The organism is Lutibacter sp. A64 (assembly GCF_022429565.1).
Classification (GTDB): Bacteria; Bacteroidota; Bacteroidia; order Flavobacteriales; family Flavobacteriaceae; genus Lutibacter.
Map to the genome: position 1 here is coordinate 3,895,497 of NZ_CP092487.1, position 22,704 is coordinate 3,918,200.

Annotated in this window: 19 protein-coding genes; 9 read left to right on the forward strand and 10 right to left on the reverse strand. The window is 30.0% G+C overall.

Going from position 1 to position 22,704, the window contains the following annotated elements:
* Positions 1-8 precede the first annotated feature (8 nt).
* The 5 genes from MKD41_RS15745 (at position 9) to MKD41_RS15765 (ending at position 4,786) form a co-directional block, all read left to right on the forward strand.
* A complete protein-coding gene (locus tag MKD41_RS15745; protein WP_240243298.1) occupies positions 9-1,826 on the forward strand; it encodes a V-type ATP synthase subunit I in 1,818 nt (605 codons plus the stop codon).
* 50 nt (positions 1,827-1,876) lie between these two features.
* Entirely contained in the window at positions 1,877-2,344 is a 468-nt protein-coding gene (locus MKD41_RS15750; protein WP_240243299.1) for a hypothetical protein, read from the forward strand.
* Between the two features lie 207 nt (positions 2,345-2,551).
* A complete protein-coding gene (locus MKD41_RS15755; protein ID WP_240243300.1) occupies positions 2,552-3,226 on the forward strand; it encodes a response regulator transcription factor in 675 nt (224 codons plus the stop codon).
* 2 nt (positions 3,227-3,228) lie between these two features.
* Positions 3,229-4,500, forward strand: coding sequence for a type IX secretion system histidine kinase PorY (locus tag MKD41_RS15760; protein ID WP_240243301.1), 1,272 nt, complete (start codon positions 3,229-3,231; stop codon positions 4,498-4,500).
* 4 nt (positions 4,501-4,504) lie between these two features.
* On the forward strand, positions 4,505-4,786 hold the full coding sequence (locus tag MKD41_RS15765; RefSeq protein ID WP_240243302.1) for a hypothetical protein: 282 nt from the start codon (positions 4,505-4,507) through the stop codon (positions 4,784-4,786).
* Positions 4,787-4,919: 133 nt separating this feature from the next.
* On the opposite strand, the gene MKD41_RS15770 is transcribed toward MKD41_RS15765, so the two are convergent.
* The 10 genes from MKD41_RS15770 to uvrA all read right to left on the reverse strand — a co-directional run bounded on the left by MKD41_RS15770 (position 4,920) and on the right by uvrA (position 18,743).
* Entirely contained in the window at positions 4,920-5,804 is an 885-nt protein-coding gene (locus tag MKD41_RS15770; protein ID WP_240243303.1) for a dienelactone hydrolase family protein, read from the reverse strand.
* A gap of 75 nt (positions 5,805-5,879) precedes the next feature.
* A complete protein-coding gene (locus MKD41_RS15775; protein ID WP_240243304.1) occupies positions 5,880-6,779 on the reverse strand; it encodes a TIGR01777 family oxidoreductase in 900 nt (299 codons plus the stop codon).
* Between the two features lie 74 nt (positions 6,780-6,853).
* On the reverse strand, positions 6,854-7,417 hold the full coding sequence (locus MKD41_RS15780) for a 2-oxoacid:acceptor oxidoreductase family protein (protein WP_240243305.1): 564 nt from the start codon (positions 7,415-7,417) through the stop codon (positions 6,854-6,856).
* Positions 7,418-7,423: 6 nt separating this feature from the next.
* Complete coding sequence (locus MKD41_RS15785; RefSeq protein WP_240243306.1) at positions 7,424-8,197, reverse strand: thiamine pyrophosphate-dependent enzyme; 774 nt, start codon at positions 8,195-8,197, stop codon at positions 7,424-7,426.
* Positions 8,194-9,276: a 3-methyl-2-oxobutanoate dehydrogenase subunit VorB gene (locus tag MKD41_RS15790; protein ID WP_240243307.1), complete on the reverse strand. Its 1,083-nt coding sequence runs from the start codon at positions 9,274-9,276 to the stop codon at positions 8,194-8,196. The genes MKD41_RS15785 and MKD41_RS15790 overlap by 4 nt, the downstream gene beginning before the upstream one ends.
* A 17-nt stretch (positions 9,277-9,293) precedes the next feature.
* Positions 9,294-9,524 (reverse strand): 4Fe-4S dicluster domain-containing protein, encoded by a 231-nt coding sequence (locus MKD41_RS15795; RefSeq protein ID WP_240243308.1) that lies wholly within the window; start codon positions 9,522-9,524, stop codon positions 9,294-9,296.
* 192 nt (positions 9,525-9,716) lie between these two features.
* The gene (locus tag MKD41_RS15800; protein ID WP_240243309.1) at positions 9,717-12,167 is read right to left on the reverse strand and encodes an alpha-ketoacid dehydrogenase subunit alpha/beta; all 2,451 of its coding nucleotides are present in this window, start codon (positions 12,165-12,167) and stop codon (positions 9,717-9,719) included.
* Positions 12,168-12,321: 154 nt separating this feature from the next.
* Complete coding sequence (locus MKD41_RS15805) at positions 12,322-15,093, reverse strand: aminopeptidase (RefSeq protein ID WP_240243310.1); 2,772 nt, start codon at positions 15,091-15,093, stop codon at positions 12,322-12,324.
* Between the two features lie 59 nt (positions 15,094-15,152).
* Positions 15,153-15,863: a TIGR00730 family Rossman fold protein gene (locus MKD41_RS15810; RefSeq protein ID WP_240243311.1), complete on the reverse strand. Its 711-nt coding sequence runs from the start codon at positions 15,861-15,863 to the stop codon at positions 15,153-15,155.
* A gap of 54 nt (positions 15,864-15,917) precedes the next feature.
* Entirely contained in the window at positions 15,918-18,743 is a 2,826-nt protein-coding gene (uvrA, locus tag MKD41_RS15815) for an excinuclease ABC subunit UvrA (RefSeq protein ID WP_240243312.1), read from the reverse strand.
* Between the two features lie 110 nt (positions 18,744-18,853).
* On the opposite strand from uvrA, the gene MKD41_RS15820 reads away from it, so the two are divergent.
* From MKD41_RS15820 to MKD41_RS15835, 4 genes are all read left to right on the forward strand, one after another.
* Positions 18,854-19,075 carry a PspC domain-containing protein gene (locus MKD41_RS15820; protein ID WP_240245054.1) on the forward strand — a complete coding sequence of 74 codons (222 nt, stop codon included), beginning with the start codon at positions 18,854-18,856 and terminating at the stop codon, positions 19,073-19,075.
* A gap of 6 nt (positions 19,076-19,081) precedes the next feature.
* Complete coding sequence (locus MKD41_RS15825) at positions 19,082-20,077, forward strand: potassium channel family protein (RefSeq protein ID WP_240243313.1); 996 nt, start codon at positions 19,082-19,084, stop codon at positions 20,075-20,077.
* Between the two features lie 123 nt (positions 20,078-20,200).
* The gene (locus MKD41_RS15830) at positions 20,201-21,808 is read left to right on the forward strand and encodes an alanine/glycine:cation symporter family protein (RefSeq protein WP_240243314.1); all 1,608 of its coding nucleotides are present in this window, start codon (positions 20,201-20,203) and stop codon (positions 21,806-21,808) included.
* A 7-nt stretch (positions 21,809-21,815) separates the two neighbouring features.
* Complete coding sequence (locus MKD41_RS15835) at positions 21,816-22,688, forward strand: ComEA family DNA-binding protein (protein ID WP_240243315.1); 873 nt, start codon at positions 21,816-21,818, stop codon at positions 22,686-22,688.
* Positions 22,689-22,704: the final 16 nt, after the last annotated feature.

Below are 22,704 nucleotides of genomic sequence, written 5' to 3' on the forward strand. Positions count from 1 at the left end.
TTGTTAGAATGAAAGAAATACTGCTTTTTACACTATCAAGTTCGGTAGACGAAACTATCCAAAAACTTGGAGAGTTAGGTGTATTGGATATCAATAAAATTAACCATACTGTTGGTGAGGTAGTTGAAAGAAGATTAGATGCTGTTAATAGAGCAGAAAATGCAATAGCTATTCTAGAAAATTATAATAATAAAAAGAAGCAAGTCTCTTTGGTAGATAATGCACCCATAGAGCCAAAAGAACTTGTAGATCGTATTTTGTTAACTCCAGAAATTGAGCAAAATTGTAATAATAAATTGCTTGAATTAAACCAGCAGTTAGAGTGGTATAATATATGGGGAGAAAATGTAGCTGTTAAAGATTTTAATTACCTACAAGAAAAAGGGATATTTGTGCGTTTGTATCTGGTTGATAAAAGTAGTGTAAATGAACTTAAAAAAGACCATTGTATTGCTACTCTTCAGGAGTATGATAACAAAGTTCCAGTCGCTTTATTTGCAACAAATGCAACAGAAAGGTTAGATTTAAAAGAAGAAACGTTACCTAAATTATCTTTAGAAGTTATTAAAGAACAACTAAAGGAAGCAGAAGAGCAATTAAAGGAATCTACTTTGTTTTTAGAAAATCAAGTTGGAAATATTGCATTATTAAAAGATTATCTTTTAGAATTAGAAGAGCGTTTAGGTGTAGAGCAAACGCTAAATGGAATGGGTAATATAGAAGGGAAACTTAGTTATTTAAAAGGCTATTTACCAAAAGATGCTGTAGAAGATTTTACAACTGTTGCTAAAGAGAATAATTGGGGATATACTATTTCTGAACCTGAAAACCCAGAAGATGTACCAGTTTATATTAAAAATCCGAAATGGATTAATATTATAAATCCAGTTATGAAATTTATAGATATTGTACCAGGTTATAAAGAAGTTGATGTATCTATTTATTTTCTTATTGCTTTTGCACTTTTTTTCGCAATGCTTGTTGGAGATGCTGGTTATGGTGCTATTTTTTTAATAGTAACGTTTTTATTTAGAAAAAAAGTAGATTCTCAAATGCGTTTTTTAATGTATGTACTTAGTGGCTCAACCATTATTTGGGGTGTATTAAGTGGAACTTATTTTGGATCTGAGGATATTGCAGCTTTACCATTTTTTAACGATTTAATTATAGATAATATAGCCAGTTTTGGAGTTGATAATATTTCATTTATGATGCATTTATCTTTTCTTATTGGTGCTATACATTTAACAATTGCTCATAGCGTAAGACTTTTTCAATTTATTAATTCTATAAAAGCACTTAGTGAGTTAGGATGGGTTAGTTTAGTTTGGGGATTGTTTTTTTTAACAGAACAATTGGTTTTAGGTAAAACAGCACCAGAATGGAATGTTTGGTTGTTTGTAGCCGGCTCTCTATTGGTTGCATTTTTCTCTGTAGAAAGTAAAAGTTTTTTTAAAAGTATGGGTGTTTCTGTAGCAAACTTACCATTAAGTTTAATTAGTGGATTTTCAGATATTGTATCTTATGTTAGACTTTTTGCAGTGGGTATGGCAACAGCGGCAGTAGCTTCTAGTTTTAATAATATGATAGTGCCTGATGGATTTTCAGATATGGGAATTTTAGATTTAATAATGGCTGCGGTAGCATTGTTTTTAGGTCACGGACTTAATATTGCATTAGCTTTAATGGCTGTTATGGTACACGGTATACGTTTAAATATGTTGGAGTTTGCAGGGCATTTAGGAGTGCAATTTTCTGGAGAAGCTTATAAACCTTTTAAATTAATAAGCTCAACCAATATAGTTAATAAAGAGAAAGTAAAATAAAACGATAGAAAAGTAAATTAAGAAATTATTCAAATTTTAAAAATTAAATTATGACAAGCATAGCATTAATTGAAACAACAGTAGTACAAGGGCTAGGAGATATGGGAATGTCTTTAAGCATTGCTGCAATAGGGTCTGCAATAGGAACAGGAATAGCCGGAATGGCTGCTATTGGAGCTTGGAAAAAAATGATAACCAATGGGCAAAAAGCAGCAACAGCCTTACTTATTTTTGTTGGAGCGCCTTTATCTCAGGTTATTTATGGGATGATTCTAAAAAACGCAATTGCAGATGCAAACTTAAATCCAGATTCATATTTTTGGCAAATATTAATAGGACTTTTTGCAGGTGCTGCTATGGCAGGATCAGCTATTTTTCAAGGTAAAGTAGGGGCAAGAGCTTGTGATGCTGTTGCTGCAGGTGCAAACGATATTGCAAAATATATTATGATTATTGGTGTTGTAGAAACCGTTGCACTGTTTGTAATGATATTTACAATGACAGGTTTACCTGGATAATATAAAATTTAATATCACTCGTTATTTTTTAAATTAAAATAGCTTTCATATAAAATTATATCCCACAATATAATATGATGTGATATTTTGAAAAGCAGCTGAAAAGCTGCTTTTTTTATGTATAAAAATGACTATTAGGTTAATTAATAATATCTTTGTTTAATTAATAATATTTTTTTCTATAGAAAAATATAAATCATTCAAGTGATGAAAATACTTGTTATTGAAGATAATATTGAATTATTGCAAGACATAAAGCATTTTATGGAAGCACAAGGCAATATCTGTGAAGTTGCACATGATTATAAATCGGCTTTTATGAAAGTAGTAATATTTCCTTACGATATTTTAATTGTTGATATAACATTACCAGATGGCTCAGGACTTGATATAATAAAGGAAGTTAAGCAAAAAAATATTGATGCAGGTATTATTATTATTTCTGCCAAAAATGCTATAGGAGATAAGATACAAGGTTTTGAAATTGGAGCCGATGATTACTTAACAAAACCATTCTATCTTGCAGAACTTAATGCAAGAATTAAAGCGATTTACAGAAGAAAAGTCTATAAAGGAAGTAACGAAATTAATTTTAATGAAATTAAAATTAAACCAGATAATTATGAGGTTTTTATAAATGATAAGCCTATAAATCTTACTAAAAAAGAGTTTAGTATTATTCATTTTTTTGTAGTGAATAAAAATAGGTTGCTAACTAAAGAAGCTATTGCAGAACACCTTTGGGGCGATCATATTGAAATGACAGACTCGTTTAATTTCATATATCCACATTTGGCTAATTTGAGGAAGAAAATAGCGAAATTTGGAGGGAAAGACTATATTAAATCAATCTATAATGTAGGTTATAAATTCGGCGAGTAAAAATGATTTTAGTAACAAAAACTAATAAATATTATTTCATTTTTTTTATATTATTATTTCCACTTATGCTTGGTGCCGATTATTATCTTATTCAACATAAAGTAAATAATGAGGTAGATGAAGTATTACAAAATGAAAGTAAACGAATTAATTATACAATTAAGGAAAAAGGAGTTCTTCTAGCTTCTAATTATTTGGTAACTGCAACACCTATTAATAAAGATATTTCTATTCCAAATAAATACAAAGACACCTTAATTTATGAAGCTTATCAAGGTAAATTAATTCCGTATAGAATTTACGAGTTTACAACAGATATTAATAAACAAAAGATGAGAATTTCTCTAAAACACGTTATTTTAGAGATGAATGAATTAATTATATGGCTTTTTGTAACAACTACATTAATAACATTGTTGTTGGTGTTAGGTGTATTTTTCATCAATCAAGAAATATATAAATGGGCTTGGAAACCTTTTTTTGAAAACCTTCCTAAGCTTACAAATTACGATGTAACTAAAAAAAATCCGGTGCAGCTTAAAGTCTCTAATATTAATGAATTTGAAGAGGTTAATAAGCTAGTTAAAACGCTGATGGATCAAGTGAAAAAAGATTTTCAGAAATTAAAAGAATTTAATGAAAATATTTCTCACGAAATACAAACACCTCTCGCCATTATTAGAAACAAAATGGTGCTTTTATTGGAGAGTCAAAAACTTAATGAGCAGGAACTTCAGTGGGTGCAAGCTGTATATCAAGAAGCTAATAAATTATCAAAAATAGGAAAATCGTTGACGCTAATTTCTAGAATTGAAAATCAAGAATTTACAAGGTTAGATAGTGTTGATGTAAGAGCCTTAGTGCATAATATTATTGGTAATATGGAAGAACTTATTACGTTTAAAAATATTAAAACGACTGTTGAATTGGATCCTGTTAAAATAAAATGTGATTTGGTTTTGGCTAATATTCTTTTTACCAATTTAATTAAAAATGCTATTCAACACAATCACGAAGGTGGTTATATAAAAATGTTTTTAAATAGTGAGAAATTTGAGATTATAAATTCAGGAAAAAACTCTAAAATTGCTACCGAAAAATTATTTAACCGCTTTCAAAAGGGAACTGAAGGAGCAGAATCTTTAGGTTTGGGCTTGGCTATCAATCAAAAAATATGTGAAATGTATAAATTTCAACTCGATTATAAACGTAATGATGGTGAACATAAACTGTCGTTAAAATTTCAAATAAATAATAAAAATCATAATAAATAAAACAATGAATATTTCTAATGAAGCCATTTTAGCATTAAAAAAACAATTATCTGCAGACGATATTTCTAACAAAATTATTCGTTTTTTTGGAACTGAAGGCTGTTGTGGTCCATCTGTACAAATGGCAATGATTGATCAAAAACTTGAAAAAGATGATAATTTCACTATAGAAGGTATTAATTTTAGCGTTGATCCAACTGTAAAAGAAATTTTAGAACCCGTATCACTTAATTTTTCTGAAGAAGGATTTAAACTTGATGGTTTTAAATCTTCTGGTTGTTGCTAAACATTATATAATGTTTTAATGCAAAAAAGCCTGTAAATATTAAGATTTACAGGCTTTTTTGTAATTATTTATAGCTTTATAAGTGTTAAATTATAAAATACTAGTTTTTGCTTTTAGATAAATAAATTCTAGATTATAGTTTCTTTTTAAAGAAATCGATAGTTCTTGTCCAAGCTAATGTAGCTGCAGCTTCATCATATCTTGGAGTTGTATTGTTGTGAAAACCGTGATTTGCATTTTCATAAAAATATGCTGTATGTTCTATTGAATTTTCTTTTAAAATCTTTTCATAATCAGGCCAACCTGCATTTACTCTTTTGTCTAATTCTGCAAATTGAAGTAGTAGAGGAGCTTTTATTTTTGCGGCTTCTTCATCAGAAGGTTGTCCGCCATAAAACGGTACAGCGGCTTTTAATGTAGGTATTTTAACGGCCATCATATTAGAAATCCAACCTCCAAAACAAAAGCCAACAACACCAACATTACCATTGCAATTTTTATGTGTTCTTAAATATTCATAAGCGGCAATAAAATCTTCAAGCATTTCGTCTCTATCACGTTTTCTTTGCATAGCTCTTCCGTCATCATCATTGCCAGGATATCCTCCAAGTGGAGAAAGAGCATCAGGAGCTAAGGTAATAAAGCCTTCTAAAGCAGCTCTTCTGCCAACATCTTCTATATATGGGTTTAAACCTCTGTTTTCATGAACAACAATAATTCCAGGTAATTTATCTTTATTTTTTGAAGGCATAGACAAAAGCCCTTTAATTGTTCCACCACCTTTTGGTGAATTGTATGTGATAAAATCTGAATTTAATCTAGGATCATTAGGTTTTACTGTAATAGTATCAACATAGTTTGGTGAAATAAAACTAAGTAAAGAAGGTAAAGTAATACCTCCAATAGTGTAAATTGATAGTTTTTCTATAAATTTTCTTCTTTCAAGTTTATTATGTGCGTATGAATCATATAACTCGAAAACCTCTTGCGGGATATCTTCTTTTTTTAACTTTTTCATGTTTTTGATATTTTTAATTTTTATAAAAATATGAAAATTCAGTTAATTAAGACTAATATTCATTGTTAACAAGTGTTAATTGAGGGTTTTGTTTAAATAGTTTTCTAATGAATTGTATTTAAATTTAAATCCTGTTTTTTTTATTTTTTCAGACGAAACTTTGCTTCCTTCTAAAAGCATAATAGCGAGTTCACCTAATAGAATTTTTAGAATAAATGCGGGTATATTAGGAAGCCATAGTGTTTTTTTTAATGTTTTAGCAGTTATTTTAGTAAACATTGTATTTGTGATGTTTTCTGGTGTTACCGCATTGTAAATACCTTTAATTTCTATGTTTTCAATAGCTGAAAGGTACATGTTGCATAGGTCCTCCATTGCAATCCAAGGCATGTATTGTTTACCAGTTCCTAATGCTGCACCAATACCAAGTTTTATAGGTTTTATAATTTTTTCTAGCGCGCCTCCTTCTTTAGATATTACAATTCCAGTTCTAAAAATAACCGTTCGTATTTTTAAAGAGTTGAATTTAGCAGTTTCTTTTTCCCATAGCATACATATTTTACTTAAAAAATCGTTGTGAGGCGTATCATTTTCAAAATATGTTTTTTCTGAAGTTATTGCACCATAATAACCAATACCTGAAGCAGAAATAAAACCTTTTAAATTAGGGTTTAATTCTTTTACTTTTTGAAACAATAAATTTGTGGATTTAACTCTACTGTCAACCAATACTTTTTTTCGAGCAGTGGTCCATCTTTTATCAGCAATACCTGCACCAGCTAAATGAATAATATAATCTGTATTTATAATTGCTTCTTTATCAATATAGTTTTTATCAATATTCCAGTAGAAAGTATTGCTTTTTTTTGTTTTACTTCTGCTTAAAACAAAAACAGAATGTCCTTTAGATTTTAGTAAATTACATAGGTTGCTACCTATTAGACCACTTCCTCCAGTAACTAAAATTGATGCCATAAAAAATCGATTATTTGTATGAAAAGATATTATAAAATAACCGATTTAAAAAATGTTTAACTTTATTTATTATTTTAGCTTGGTACTTTTTCGAGGGTAAAAGGTTTTACATTTTCCATTCCTTTTGAGATGGCTTCTTTATTTAGTGGAATTAAATTGTGGTAGCGTTCTGGTAACGATTTTTTTAAACCTTCAATTACATTATCTAATTCAACAATTGGTTTAATTTTTAAAAAAGCTCCCATTACAACCATATTAAATATTTTTTTATTTCCCATTTCAGTAGCTATTTTGTTAGCTTCAATTTGAAAAATATGAATATCTGTTCTAGACGGATGTTCTGATATTCCATTTGGTTCATACAATAAAATACCACCTGGTTTTACACTGTGTTCAAATTTGTCCATACTTTGTTGGTTTAAAATAATGGCTGTATCAAAAACTTTTAAATATGGAGAGCTTATTCTTTCATCGCTTAAAATTACAGTTACATTTGCGGTTCCTCCTCGCATTTCTGGACCATAAGAAGGCATCCAGCTAACTTCTTGATCTTGCATAATGCCAGAATATGCTAATATTTTACCCATTGATAGTACACCTTGTCCACCAAAACCTGCAATAATAATTTCTTCTGTCATAATTAATTATTTTAAAATACCGTTTACTTTTATATCACCTAAAGGAAAGTATGGAAACATGTGTTCTTCCATCCAAATATTAGACTCGTTTGGAGTCATTTTCCAACCAGAATTACAGTTAGAAACAATTTCAATAAAAGACAACCCTTTTTTCAATCGTGTATTTTCAAAAGCTTTTTTAATTGCTTTTTTAGTTTTTCTTGCGTGTTTATGTGTATGTACAGCTTGTCGAGTAACATAATATACACCAGGCAGATTTGAAATTAATTCGGTTATTTTTAACGGAGATCCCATAGTTTTAATTTCTCTACCATACGGTGAAGTAGAGGAGCGCATACCCTCTAGAGTAGTTGGTGCCATTTGTCCGCCAGTCATTCCGTAAATACCATTATTAATAAAAATAATGACAATATTTTCACCTCTATTGCAAGCGTGAATGGTTTCTGCGGTACCAATTGCAGCTAAATCGCCGTCGCCTTGGTAGGTAAATACATATTTTTCTGGCCAAGTTCTAGCAATAGCAGTGGCAACTGCAGGAGCACGTCCGTGTGCTGCCTGGGTCATATCAATATTCATAAAATCATATGCTAGTACAGAGCATCCAACGGGAGCAACACCAATGGTATCTTCGCAAATACCTAATTCATCAATAACTTCCATTGTTAAGTTATGCGCAGTTCCGTGTCCGCAACCAGGGCAGTATGACAGCGTAGTATCTGTCATTAATTTTGATTTACAAAATACTTGATTTTCGGGTTTTATTATGTCTAGTACGTTCATTTTATAATTTTTTGTTCTAAAGCTTCTAATACTTCTTCTGGTGTATGGATAATTCCACCGGTTCTACCAAAATGCTCTACAGGTACTTTGTGTTTTACAGAAAGACGTACGTCTTCTACCATTTGACCAGCATTTAATTCAACACTTAAAATTCCCTTTACTTGATTGGCTAAATCAAATAATATTTTTTTAGGATATGGGAATAGCGTTATTGGTCTTAATAAACCAGCTTTTATACCTTTATCTCTTGCTAATTTTACAGCTTTTTGTGCAATTCTAGCGCTAGAACCATAAGCTACAAATAGGTATTCTGCATCTTCTGTTTGAAATTCTTCGTAACGAAGATCTTCTTGTTCCATTTGTTCATATTTTTTCATTAGTCTATGAACTCTGGCTTCCATTTTTTCTGATTGTAAGTCTAAAGAGGTAACTATATTTCGTTCACGGGTTGTAGGTTTTCCAGTTGTTGCCCAATCGCCATTCAACGTTATAACTTCTTCATCTGTTAAGCGTTTTTGTTGCTCTTTAAGATTTACTTTTTCCATCATTTGACCTATTAATCCATCAGAAAGAATTAAAACAGGAGTGCGATATTTAAAGGCTATTTTAAAAGCATCTTCAACAAAATCTGCCATTTCTTGAACAGATGCAGGGGCAAGAACATATAATTTGTAATCTCCGTGGCCACCACCTTTTACAGATTGAAAATAATCTGCTTGAGAAGGTTGAATAGTACCTAACCCTGGTCCGCCTCTTACAACATTTACTATTACGGCAGGCAATTCGGCTCCAGCTATATATGAAATACCTTCTTGTTTTAATGAAATACCTGGGCTAGAGGAGGAGGTCATTACTTTTTTACCAGTACTTGCAGCTCCATAAACCATATTTATAGCAGCAAGTTCGCTTTCGGCTTGTAAAACAACCATTCCAGTTCTTTGTTCTGGGCGTTCTGTCATTAAATATTCAATAACTTCAGATTGTGGTGTAATAGGGTAGCCAAAATAGGCATCAACTCCTGCTCTAATTGCAGCTTCAGCTAATGCTTCATTACCTTTCATTAATTTTAATTCAGACATACTTTTTAATTTGTTTTTTATGCGGAAACTTTAACTCTATACACCGATATGGCTCTATCTGGACAAACTACTGCGCAATTAGTGCATCCTGTACAGGCTTCTGGATTTTTCATATAAGCATAATGGTATCCTTTTCTATTTACTGTTGAAGACATACCAATAACATCTTCTTTGCATACAGGCATACAAACTTCGCAACCTTTGCACGCTTCTGTGTCTACTACAATTGCTCCTTTAACTTTTGCCATTTTAATAAAATATTAGGTGAATATGAACTTATAATTCTGATATTCTCAAAGTTATGGTTAATTTATTACAAAAAGTATGATAATTATCAATTCGCTGACAATTATCATATAATTTTAAATATTTTTTATATGAAAAAAACATCTAAAAAGGTGTTTTGATAAAGTTATGTAAGAATAAGTTTTAAGTAAATTTTAATATAAATCCTTAAATTTTGAAGGATTTGTTTCTTGCATTATGGCATAAATTGTTTCAAAAATGTCTTCTGCATTTGGTTTTGAAAAATAATCGCCATCTGTACCGTAAGCAGGTCTGTGAGGTTTAGCTGTTAGTGTTGTTGGTTTACTGTCTAAATATTGGTATGCGTCTTGATTTTCAAGAATTTCATTCAATAAATATGCTGAGGCACCTCCAGGAACATCTTCATCAATAATTATTAGCCTATTTGTTTTTTGAATACTTTTTACAATATCATGTTTTACATCGAAAGGAAGTAAACTTTGTACATCTATAATTTCAATATCTATATCTACTTGGTTTAAATCTTTTGCAACTCCTTCAACAATTTTAAGTGTTGAGCCATAAGAGACAACAGTAATATCTGTACCTTCTTTTACTGTTTCAACTACACCGATAGGTGTTTTAAATTCGCCAAAATTAGTTGGATATTTTTCTTTTAATCTATAACCGTTTAAGTTTTCAATAATTAAAGCAGGTTCATCACATTCTAAAAGTGTATTATAAAACCCTGCTGCTTTAGTCATGTTTCTAGGAACTAAAATATTAACACCTCTTAAAAGGTGAATTAGCGCTCCCATTGGAGAGCCAGAATGCCAAATACCTTCTAACCTATGTCCTCTAGTTCTAATAATTAGTGGTGCTTTTTGTGTTCCAAGTGTTCTGTAATGTAATGATGCTAAATCATCACTTAAAATTTGAATGGCATATAATATATAATCTAAATATTGAATTTCTGCAATTGGGCGTAAACCTCTTAAAGCCATCCCAATACCTTGTCCAATTATAGTTGCTTCTCTAATTCCGGTATCTGAAACTCGGAGTTTTCCATATTTTTTTTGAAGTCCAACTAAACCTTGATTTACATCTCCAATATTACCTGTATCTTCTCCAAAAACAAATACATTATTGTTTTTTGCAAAGATAGTGTCGAAATTATCTTTTATAATAATTCTACCATCTACTAAATCTGCGTGTTTATTATAGGTTGGTAACACTTCTTTAATATGCGACACTTTTTTATTAGTTTCGCTGTATAAATGCGAACTGAATTTTGGTTGTTCTGTATTTAAATAGTTTGTAATCCAGTTTTGAAGTTGTTTTTTTTCAATAGAATTTTCATTTCTAACAAATACGGCAACTTTTCTTGCGGTGGCTAATAAATCTTTTCTAGAAGGTTCTAAAATAGTTGTTAATTCAGTTTTTAATTTATTTATAAAAACTTTGTTGTTGCTTTTAGTAGATAGGTTATTTAGAAGATTAACAAGTTTTAATTTTTCATTTTTTATTGGGTTTAAAAAAGCATTCCAAGCTTCTCTTTTTGCTTGAGCAACTAGTTTTTTAGCGTCTTTTTCAATTTGAATCAATTCAGATTCAGAATCTACAAATTTTAGTGTGTTATTGTTTTCGTCTTGTAATTCAAATTCAAAAATCCAGTCACGCATTTTAGCAATACAATCGTGTTGTTTTTCCCAAACTAAGCGTTCTTTAGATTTGTAACGCTCGTGAGAACCCGAAGTTGAATGCCCTTGTGGCTGTGTTAAGTTTTTTACGTGAATTAATACAGGAACATGTAATTTTCTTGCTATGTTAGACGCTTTGGTATAAGTTTCTATTAGTTGTGGGTAATCCCAACCTTCTACAACAAAAATTTCATAACCATTAAATTTATCATCTCTTTGAAATCCTTTTAAAATTTCAGAAATATTTTCTTTTGTAGTTTGAAATTTTGCAGGTACTGAAATTCCATAATCATCATCCCATACACTAATAATCATTGGTACTTGTAAAACTCCAGCAGCATTTATAGTTTCAAAAAATACTCCTTCAGAAGTACTGGCGTTACCAATAGTACCCCAAGATATTTCATTTCCGTTATTAGAAAATTTAGGGTTATTTACTTCTTCAACTTTTCTATATAATTTAGAAGCATAGGCAATACCTAACATTCTTGGCATTTGAGCTGCTGTTGGAGAAATGTCACTAGTTGAATTGTATTGTTCAGTTAAGTTTTTAAATTCTCCATTTTCATCTAAACTATGAGTTAAAAAATGGCCTCCCATTTGGCGTCCACCAGACATTGGGTCTGCTTTTAGGCAAGGATCTGCATATAAACCAGCAAAAAATTGTTGAGGAGTTAGTTCTCCTATAGCCATCATAAAGGTTTGGTCTCTGTAATAACCAGATCTGAAATCTCCTTTTTTAAAGGCTTTTGCCATTGCTAACTGAGGTACTTCTTTTCCATCTCCAAAAATTCCAAATTTAGCTTTCCCAGTTAGTACTTCTCTTCGACCTAGTATACTACATTCTCTACTAATTACTGCTGTTTTGTAGTCTTGTAATACCTCTTTTTTAAATTGTTGAAAAGAAAGTTGCTCTTGGCTTGTTGAAGTGGATTCTAGCTGCATACTTTATTTTTTTAGTTCTGCAAAGGTACAGAATTTATGTGATATTTAAAAATTACTATAAGGCTTTGAATTATTTTTAATAAAAACAATAAATAATGATATTTTTTTAAAAAAACAGTATTAAAGTGAAGATAAAGTTATAAAATAATAGAATTTAATAAAAACCTCTTTTTACAAAATTGTAAATTTGCTTTGGTTTAATAACTAATACAAATCTAATTTTAGAACTGTATTGTGGAGCTGAAACTTCCCAGCCTAGATTTGAATAAAAAGGAAAATAAACTTCTAAAATATCTTGAATAAAATTAAGACGTATACCGTTTTCGTGTGCAAAATAAATACTTTTATTTCTATTTTTTACAAAACCTACATCGTTATACACTTCTACCCATCTCCAAATTCCAACGCTTGTATTTAGTGTTGATAGCCATTGGTTTGCAAAAGAAACTGGTAATTTAGATTTAAAACCACCTTCATTAATAATAATTTGTTGACTAAAAATACCAGAGGTTTCAGATCTACCTAAATAATCGTATTGAAATAAGTAATCTGTTGGCCTGTCAAGTGCAAAACTAAAATAATCGGTTTCTGTTTTGTTGGTTAAAAAAGCACCTGCAAAAAATCTAAAATCAAATTGCCTGTTAGAATCTGTTAATTTTCTATACTGAGCTGTTAAGGTTAGTTTGCTAAATTTACTAGAAACTTCTAAGTCTGTTGAAAACCTAACATCGTCAATTATTCCTGGATTTGAGTAGCCATAACCTAAATTAAAAACACTATACTTGTTTGTTTCGTAATGTTCGGTTTGTGTTGGTGATTTTTCTTTATCTATAAATGTAAATGAAGCAACTAAAGCTTTGTTTCTAACATCTCTTAAGCTTTTTCTTCTAAACTCTATAAAAGCATACGGTCTAACTGTTGTGTACGATAAATTTGGAGCATAAAGAAAATTGCTACCTGAAATTCCGAAGGAAAACTTATTTATTTTTTTATTTTCAGGAAGGTATTCATATTGAAATGAGGCTGAGCCTGAAACTGTTTTGCTTTTAGTGCTAAAAGATGGTGTTAATTTATAGTTGATATTTTTATTTAGAAGTGTTTTGTTTGAAAATGCCATTCCTAAAACTAATCCATCGTAATAATTATAATTATAGATTGGTGTATAGAAAAGTTGATTGTAATAGGTGTCTTCTATGTCTTTAAAAAATTTTAATTGCAGCGGTCTGTTAAAAATTCTGTTGTCTGTGTCTTTCCAATTATTTCTTAAATTATATTCGGGTAATTGCGATTCATAATTTAATGAAAGCTTATTAAAATCTCCTTTTGGAATTGTAATAGTTGTAGTAGAATCTATATCTGTTAGCCACTTTTTAAACGTAATTTCTTTATCCTGAATTCCATATAACTGAATTGGGGCTGTAAAATTTCTTTTATTTGTAATACTTATTTCTAAAGAGTCATTCTTATCTGTTATATTTTTAATTGTATAGTCAATTTTTTTATTAGTTTTAAGGTAATCGTTTTCAAACCACGAAAGATCTTTTGTGGTTTTAGATTTTAAGTAGTCTAAATAATCGTTACTATTAATTTTTTTACCAGAATTTGTAAAACAAAATTCGAAGATTGATGATTGAATATCATAATCTTCAATATAACTTTCTAAATATTTTAAGCCAAGTCCTGCTTTGTATTTATTTGCTATTTTTCTATTGAAATTAGATAGGGAATCTGCTTGTGTTGTTAAAGCTTGATCTAGGTTTTTACGAGCAGCAAATTGATATATAAAATGGTATTTTTCGTTAAAGTCTAACTTTGCAATACTAAAGCTTTTAATACCCCAAAGTTTAGAAATATTACCAATAGCTTTAATTTCAGGATAATATTTTTCAACATATTTAATCATTAAATAAGCGTGTAAACCATCTGCTAGCCAGTAATCTTCTCTGTTGTTGAATAAAAATAATTGATCTATATATTTTTTTGAAAGTATTTTAAATAATTTTATATCCCATTCAAAAGCATTGTTGTAAGCTGCTAAAAATGACGGTAACTGGTTAAAACCATATACTGGATTTTTGTCGTATTCTATTTTGTTTAAAAATATTTTATCGTGTGGGTATTTTCCTAAAAATGTTTGAATAAAATAGAATTCTCTTTTTAGGATGCTTGTTTTAACTTCGTCGCTTAAATCATCAGATGATAGGTTTGTGATAAAGGTTTTATCATCAAAATTATATTCTTTAAAATTGGTTGTTTTTGTAATATTTAAAGAGATGTCGAGTCTGCTTTTACCGTATAAGTCATAGTTTTTTATGCTGTCTTTTATAAAATAGTCGGCATTTAAGTCGGTGTTTACATTATATTCTTTTGGTACTTTTAGGCTAATATTATAATCGGTATAATCTATATAAAGGTCGTCTATATCTAAATTGTTGTATAGTTTCCATTTTTTATCGAAAATAGCGGGTGCTAAATACCAGTATTTTAAATTGTATTCAAATTCATCTTCACCATATTTTGTAAATTTATCATTCGGAATTTTCACCAAATATGTTGCGGCTATTTTAACGGAATCATTAGGTTTTAGCGCTTCGTTTAAGTTTACTTTTAAAATATCTGGATTTTCTTTGGTAATTTCAAAGCTTGTAGATTCAAAATTGATAGAAATTCCGCTTATGCTGGTGTTTCCTCTAAGTTTATCGTTAGCAAAATGAAATGTTTTAGAATAATTTTCAATAAAACGTTTTGCTAAAGGAGTTTGTTTGTCTTTATAGGCGTTTGGCCAATTATGAAAGTAAACTTCATTTAAAATACTATCGGTTTTGTTGTAAAAAGTAGTTTCTTGTTGTATTTTAATTTCGTTTGTTTCTGGGTATAAAGTAGCATACATAGTTATTTTATTTGTTTGAGCAAAAAGTTTGCTCAAACAAATAAAAGAAACAGTACAAATACAATATGCTAACTTTTTCAAGGGTTTGTAAGGGTTTAAAAATTAGGGCTTAAACTGTATTTTTTGTAGAATGTGTCTATAACATCTAAAACTTCTTCTTTTGTGTCTACTATAGATATTAAATCAAGGTCTTTAGGGCTTATATTTCCTTCTTCAAGTAAGGTGTTTTTAATCCATTCAAGTAATCCGGACCAAAATTTAGTGCCGACTAAAACTATAGGAAATTTACCAATTTTTTTTGTTTGAATTAATGTGATTGCCTCAAATAATTCGTCCATAGTTCCAAATCCACCAGGCATTACTACAAAACCTTGAGAGTATTTTACAAACATTACTTTGCGTACAAAGAAGTAATCGAAATCTAAACTTTTATCAGAATCTATATAAGGATTGTCGTGTTGTTCAAAGGGTAATTCAATATTTAATCCAACCGATGTTCCTCTACCTCTAGCAGCACCTTTATTACCAGCTTCCATAATTCCAGGTCCACCACCAGTAATAACTCCATAACCACTTTGAGTTAAATGAAATGCAATACTTTCTGCTAATTTATAGTATTTATTATCTGGTTTTGTACGTGCAGAACCAAAAATGCTTACACAAGGTCCAATTTTACTTAAACGTTCGTAACCTTCTACAAATTCAGCCATAATTTTAAATATAGCCCAAGAATCGTTGGTTTTTATTTCATTCCAGGTTTTTTGTTCAAATTTTTCTCTTATTTTTCTGTCTTCATTTGTAATCATAAACTTCTAATAATTTTTTAAGTTGCTAAATATAAGTTTAAAAAAGTTAGTTGACTAATGTAATTCTTTTTTTAAGAATTTAGCAGTATAGCTTTTTTTATTCGTGCTAATTTCTTCGGGTGTACCGCAGCAAAGTAATTGACCGCCATTTTTTCCGCCCTCCATACCTATATCTATAATGTAATCTGCTAATTTAATAACATCCATATTGTGTTCAATAACAAGTATTGTATTTCCTTTGTTGGTGAGTTTATTTAAAACTTCCATAAGTACTCTAATGTCTTCAAAATGGAGTCCAGTTGTAGGTTCGTCTAAAATATAAAATGTATTTCCAGTATCTCTTTTAGATAATTCTGCAGCTAATTTTATACGTTGAGCTTCACCTCCAGAAAGTGTGGTAGATTGTTGACCTAGAGTAATATATCCTAGACCAACATCGTTTATGGTTTTTAATTTTCTATGAATTTTTGGTATGTTTTCAAAAAATACAACAGCATCTTCAATGGTCATATTTAACACATCTGAAATAGATTTACCTTTGTATCTAATTTCTAAAGTTTCTCGGTTGAAACGTTTGCCTTGGCAGGTTTCGCACTCTACATGAACGTCTGGTAAAAAATTCATTTCAATAACTCTAACACCACCACCTTGGCAGGTTTCGCAACGTCCGCCTTTTACATTAAATGAAAACCTTCCAGGTTTGTAACCTCTAATTGAAGCTTCGTTAGTTTTTGCATATAAACTTCTTATTTCGCTAAAAACACCGGTGTAGGTAGCAGGGTTGGAGCGTGGGGTTCTACCAATTGGAGATTGGTCTATGTCTATAACTTTATCTATATGTTCTAATCCTTTTATAGATTTGTATGGCATTGGTTTTTTTACACCTCTATAAATATGTTTGTTTAAAATTGGGTATAAAGTTTCGTTAATTAAGGTTGATTTTCCACTTCCAGAAACTCCTGTAACACAAATTAATTTTCCAAGAGGGAAATCTACAGAAACGTTTTTTAGATTGTTTCCTGTTGCTCCTTTTAACGAAATTGTTTTACCATTTCCTTTTCTTCTTTTTTTAGGAATTTCAATTTTTTTAGTTTCATTTAAATAATCTGCTGTTAAGGTGTGCTGTTGTTTTAATTCTTTAAAAGTTCCTTGGCTAACAATTTCTCCGCCGTGTACACCTGCTCCAGGGCCAATATCTAGAACAAAATCGGCATGTTCTATCATGTCTTTATCGTGTTCAACAACAATAACTGAGTTACCAACATCTCTTAAGTTTATTAGAGATTTAATTAGTTTTTCGTTATCTCTTTGGTGTAAACCTATGCTTGGTTCGTCTAAAATATAGAGTACACCAACCAATTGAGAACCAATTTGTGTTGCTAGTCTAATGCGTTGAGCTTCTCCTCCAGAAAGTGATTTTGAGCTTCTATCTAAGGCTAAATAATCTAGGCCAACGTCTAATAAAAATTGAATACGAGTTCTAATTTCTTTTAATATTTCTGAGGCTATTTTTAGCTGTTTTTTAGATAGTTTTTCTTCAATATTAGAAAACCATATTGCCAGTTCAGAAATGTCGAGTTGTGCTAATTCTGAAATATTTTTATTATTTATTTTAAAATATAAAGCTTCTTTTTTAAGGCGATTTGCATGGCAGGAATCACAATCAATTTCATCCATAAAATCTTTTGCCCAACGTTTTATTGAGGTAGAATCGCTTGCTTTGTATTGGTTTTCAATAAAGTTGAGAATACCTTCAAAATCAATTTCATAATTACGGGTAATTCCCATTGTTTTAGAAGCAATTTCAAACTTTTCATTACCGCCATTTAAAATAACCTCTAGAGCTTCTTTTGGAATTTTAGAAATTGGATCGGTTAATTGAAATTTATAACGTTCTGCAATAAGTTGTAATTGTTTAAAAATCCAACTGTTTTTTTGCTCGCCAATAGGGGCAATTCCTCCATTTTTAATAGAAATGCTTGTGTCTGGAATTATTTTTTTAATATTAACTTTATTAATTCTACCCAGTCCGTTGCATTTTGGACAAGCTCCTTTTGGAGAATTAAACGAAAATGAATTTGGTTCTGGATTTGGATATGAAATTCCGGTTTCTGGACACATTAATTCACGGCTGAAATAGCGAGGTATATCTGTGTTGTGTTCTAAAACCATCAATACATTTTCTCCAGAATATAGTGCTGTTGTAATTGTTTCTTCTAATCTTTTTTCTGAAGAGCTATTTATTAATAGGCGGTCAATTACAATTTCAATATCATGTGTTTTGTACCTGTCGAGTCGCATACCTTTTTCAATATCTCTAATTTCTCCATCAACCCGTACTTTTACAAAACCTTGTTTGGCAATTTGTTCAAATAATTCTCTGTAATGTCCTTTTCTAGATTTTATAACTGGAGCTAGAATTGCAACTTTTTTTTCGTTAAAATCAGACAGAATCAATTCTTTTATCTGTTCGTCGCTATAGCTTACCATTTTTTTATTGGTATTATAGCTATATGCATCTGCAGCACGGGCAAATAATAATCGTAAAAAATCGTAAATCTCAGTAATTGTTCCAACTGTAGATCGTGGACTTTTATTGGTAGTTTTTTGTTCAATAGAAATTACGGGTGAAAGTCCATCAATTTTATCAACATCCGGACGTTCTAATCCGCCTAAAAACTGTCTTGCATAGGCCGAAAAGGTTTCAATATACCTTCTTTGTCCTTCAGCATAAATAGTGTCAAAAGCTAATGATGATTTTCCGCTACCACTTAAACCAGTTATAACTACTAACTTTTCTCTTGGAATACGAACATCAATATTTTTTAAATTATGGACACGTGCTCCTAAAACTTCAATATATTCTTCTTGTTTTATCATTAGATTTTTGGAAAGTGGCAAAGTTAAAAAAATGTAATCACAATTTTCATGTAGTAGTTCATCTTATTTTGAAAATTAGTATATTGCGTTAAAATATTTAACTTTTGAACTTGATTAATTCTATAAGGCTTTTTTTTGAAAAACATGGTTTTGCAGTTTCATCTAGATTTGCAGATCGTTTAGGGATGAACGTGTCTAGTGTGCGTTTGTTTTTTATTTATATTTCCTTTGTAACCTTAGGTTTTTCATTTGGAATATACTTAACCTTGGCATTTTTACTGCGTTTAAAAGATTTAATTTATACAAAAAGAAGCTCTGTATTCGATTTATAAAACACGATGGATAGTAGGTCAAAATTAGTTATTTCAATAGGGTTATTACTTGTTGTAATTGCTATAGGGGTAACTGGTTATATGTTTATTTCTGGCGATAGTTTTATCGATTCGCTGTATATGACAATTATAACAATGACCACCGTTGGATTTGGAGAAATTCATCCACTTAATTATAATGAAAAGCTTTTTACTATATTTTTAATTTTAATAAGTATTGTTGTTTACGGATATACAGTAACGGCTTTAACGGAATATTTGGCAAATGGAAAAATATTTGAACGTTTAAAACATAAAAAAGTGCAACAAAAAATTCAGAATTTAAAAAATCATACTGTTGTTTGTGGTTACGGACGAAATGGAAAACAAGCAGTTGCAAAGTTAATTCAATTTAATCAGCCTTGTGTTGTTATAGAAAAGCGGGTAAATGAAATTGCTGAATTAGAAAAAGATAATATATTATTTATTGAAGGAGACGCTACAAACGATGAAGATTTAGCTAAACTTGGGCTTGATAGGGCTAAAAGTTTAATTACAGCTTTACCTTCTGATGCTGATAATTTATTTGTTGTTTTATCGGCACGACAATTTAATAAGGATTTTACAATTATTAGTAGAGCTTCAAATGAATCTTCTTATGGAAAATTAAAATTTGCAGGAGCTACAAATGTTATTATGCCAGACAAATTAGGAGGTGCTCATATGGCATCTTTAGTGGTAACGCCAGATTTAATTGAATTTGTAAACAGGTTAACAGTTACAGGTGATGTGGAGGCTAATTTAGAAGAAGTTTCTGTAAACGAATTGCCTTCAAAATATATTTTAAAAACTATTTTAGATTTAGATTTAAGAAAAAAAACAGGTTGTAATGTTATTGGTTTTAAAACACAAAAAAATGAATACATAATCAACCCAGATTCAAATACAAAATTAGAGAAAAATACATTTTTAATTGTGTTAGGAAATAAAGAACAAATATTAAAGCTAAGAAAGCTGTTTTAAGCTCTTAATTTTTTTTTAGTATATTATTTAGATTGGTATTAAATATTCTTTTTAATTGTTAAAAACTTGTAGTAACCTCATTTTTTATGGATATTGCAACGATTTTTAAAAATGAAATAAATTATGAAGAATAAGTACTTGTCGCTATTATTTATATTAGCACCCTTTTTAACATTTGCAAATGAAATGTCTATTGATGAAAAAATAGAAGCAAAATTTAAACCTTTTGCAGACGCTGTTAGCTCAGTGGTTTTTTATCCAGTTTCAATTGTAGGTATTGATGTTCCAATAGTAATAATAATATTATTGCTAGGTGCTTTATTCTTTACGTTATATTTTAAATTTGCAAATATTACCTTAATGGGTGTTGCAATAAGTGCAGCACAGGGAAAATATGATAAAATAGATCATCATTCAGTAGATGAAGTAGCAGGAGATCCTACGCCAGGAGGAGATGTGTTTGAAAGTGTTCAAGTAGAAGGTGTTGTGGGTGAAGTTACTCATTTTCAAGCGTTAACAGCGGCGCTTTCAGCAACAGTAGGTTTAGGGAATATTGCCGGTGTTGCAGTTGCAATTGCTATTGGAGGGCCTGGAGCTACTATTTGGATGATTTTAGCAGGTTTTATTGGAATGTCTACAAAATTAGTTGAAGCTACTTTAGGGGTTAAGTATAGAGAAGTTGGAGAAGATGGAAAAATATATGGAGGTCCTATGTATTACCTTAAAAAAGGTTTAAAAGAAAAAAAATTAGCAGGTCTTGGAAAGGTTTTAGCGGCAATGTATGCTGTTTTTGTAATTGGAGGTTCTTTTGGAGGTGGAAATATGTTTCAAGCCAATCAAGCAGCAGCGCAGTTTAAATTACTTTTTGGACTAGATTCTGGGTTTTTATTTGGTATTTTAATGGCTGTATTAGTTGGTATTGTAATTATAGGTGGAATTAAAAGAATAGGTCAAGTAACAGAAAGAGTAGTTCCTTTTATGGGGATTATGTTTGTTGGAGCTGCTTTAGTAATTTTAGTAATGAATTTTACTATAATTCCTGACGCAATGGTTCAAATATGGGAAGGCGCTTTTACTAGTACTTCTGTTGTTGGAGGTATTATAGGGGTAATGATTGTTGGTTTTCAGAGAGCTGCTTTTTCAAATGAAGCTGGTGTAGGTTCTGCATCTATTGCTCACGCCGCAGTTAAAACTAAATTTCCAGCAAGTGAAGGGATTGTAGCTTCTATTGGACCATTTGTAGATACAGTGATTATTTGTACTATGACTGCTTTGGTGATTGTTGTTACTAATTTAAAAAGTAATTTGTTTGAGTATTCTAACTTAGATAAAGGAGGTAATGTTATTATGAATGGCTCTGGAGAACATTTAGGAGGTGTTGACTTAACATCAATAGCATTTGATTCAGCAATTCCTAATTTTTCTATATTATTAACTATAGCAGTTATTCTTTTTGCTTTTTCTACAATGTTATCTTGGTCTTATTATGGAATTCAAGGTTGGAAATATTTGTTTGGAAAAAGTAAATTTGTAGATATTTCTTATAAAACATTATTTTTAATCTTTGTAGTAATTGGAGCATCTTCAAGTTTAGGGTCTGTAATTGAGTTTTCTGACGCAATGATTTTTGCAATGGTATTTCCTAATTTAATTGGTTTATTGCTATTAGCTCCAAAAGTAAAAGTTGAATTAAATAAATATCTTTCTGCTATAGGGCGGAAAAAAAATTAATGAATAAATGAAAAATATTAAATCCCATTTTAATTACAACAAAAGCCAAAGAAATGGGGTTTTCTTTTTATTATTGATTATAGTATTACTGCAAATAGGTTTCTTTTTAGTAGATTTTCCATTAAGTGAATCAGCTGATCTTTCTCAAAAGCAAATTGAAACTTTTAAAAAAGAACAAGATTCTTTATTAAAAATTAAGCTAGAACAAAATAAACCTAAAATTTATCCTTTTAACCCTAATTATATTACAGATTTTAAGGGGTATCAGTTAGGTATGAGTGCAGAAGAGATAGATAGGTTACTTTCTTTTAGAAAAACAGGGAAATTTATAAATTCAATTCAAGATTTTAAAAATGTAACTAAAATAAACGACAGCTTATTAAGTAAAATAAGTCCATATTTTAAATTTCCAGATTGGGCAACTGCTAAAGATAATAAACCCAATACTAATTTTATGCAACCAACAAAACAACAAATAACTGTAAAAGATTTAAATTTGGTTACAGTCGAAGATTTAATTAAAATTAGAGGAATAGGAGAGAAAACGGCTACAAGAATACTTAATTATAGAGAGAAATTACAAGGCTTTACTTATAGCGATCAGCTTTATGAAGTTTATTATTTAGATAAGGAAGTTGCAGATAAAGCATTGGAATATTATAAAATTTTATCAAAACCAACAATAAAAAAGATAAACGTAAATACAGCTTCATTTAAAGAAGTTTTAGCAATTGTATATGTTGATTACGAGCTTACTAAGAAAATATTTAATTACAGAGATGAGGTCGCTGAAATTCAATCGTTAGAAGAATTAAAAAAAATTGATGGTTTCCCTTTGGAAAAATTTAATAGAATAAGCTTATATTTGGTGGCTGAATAAAATTATAATCAAAATA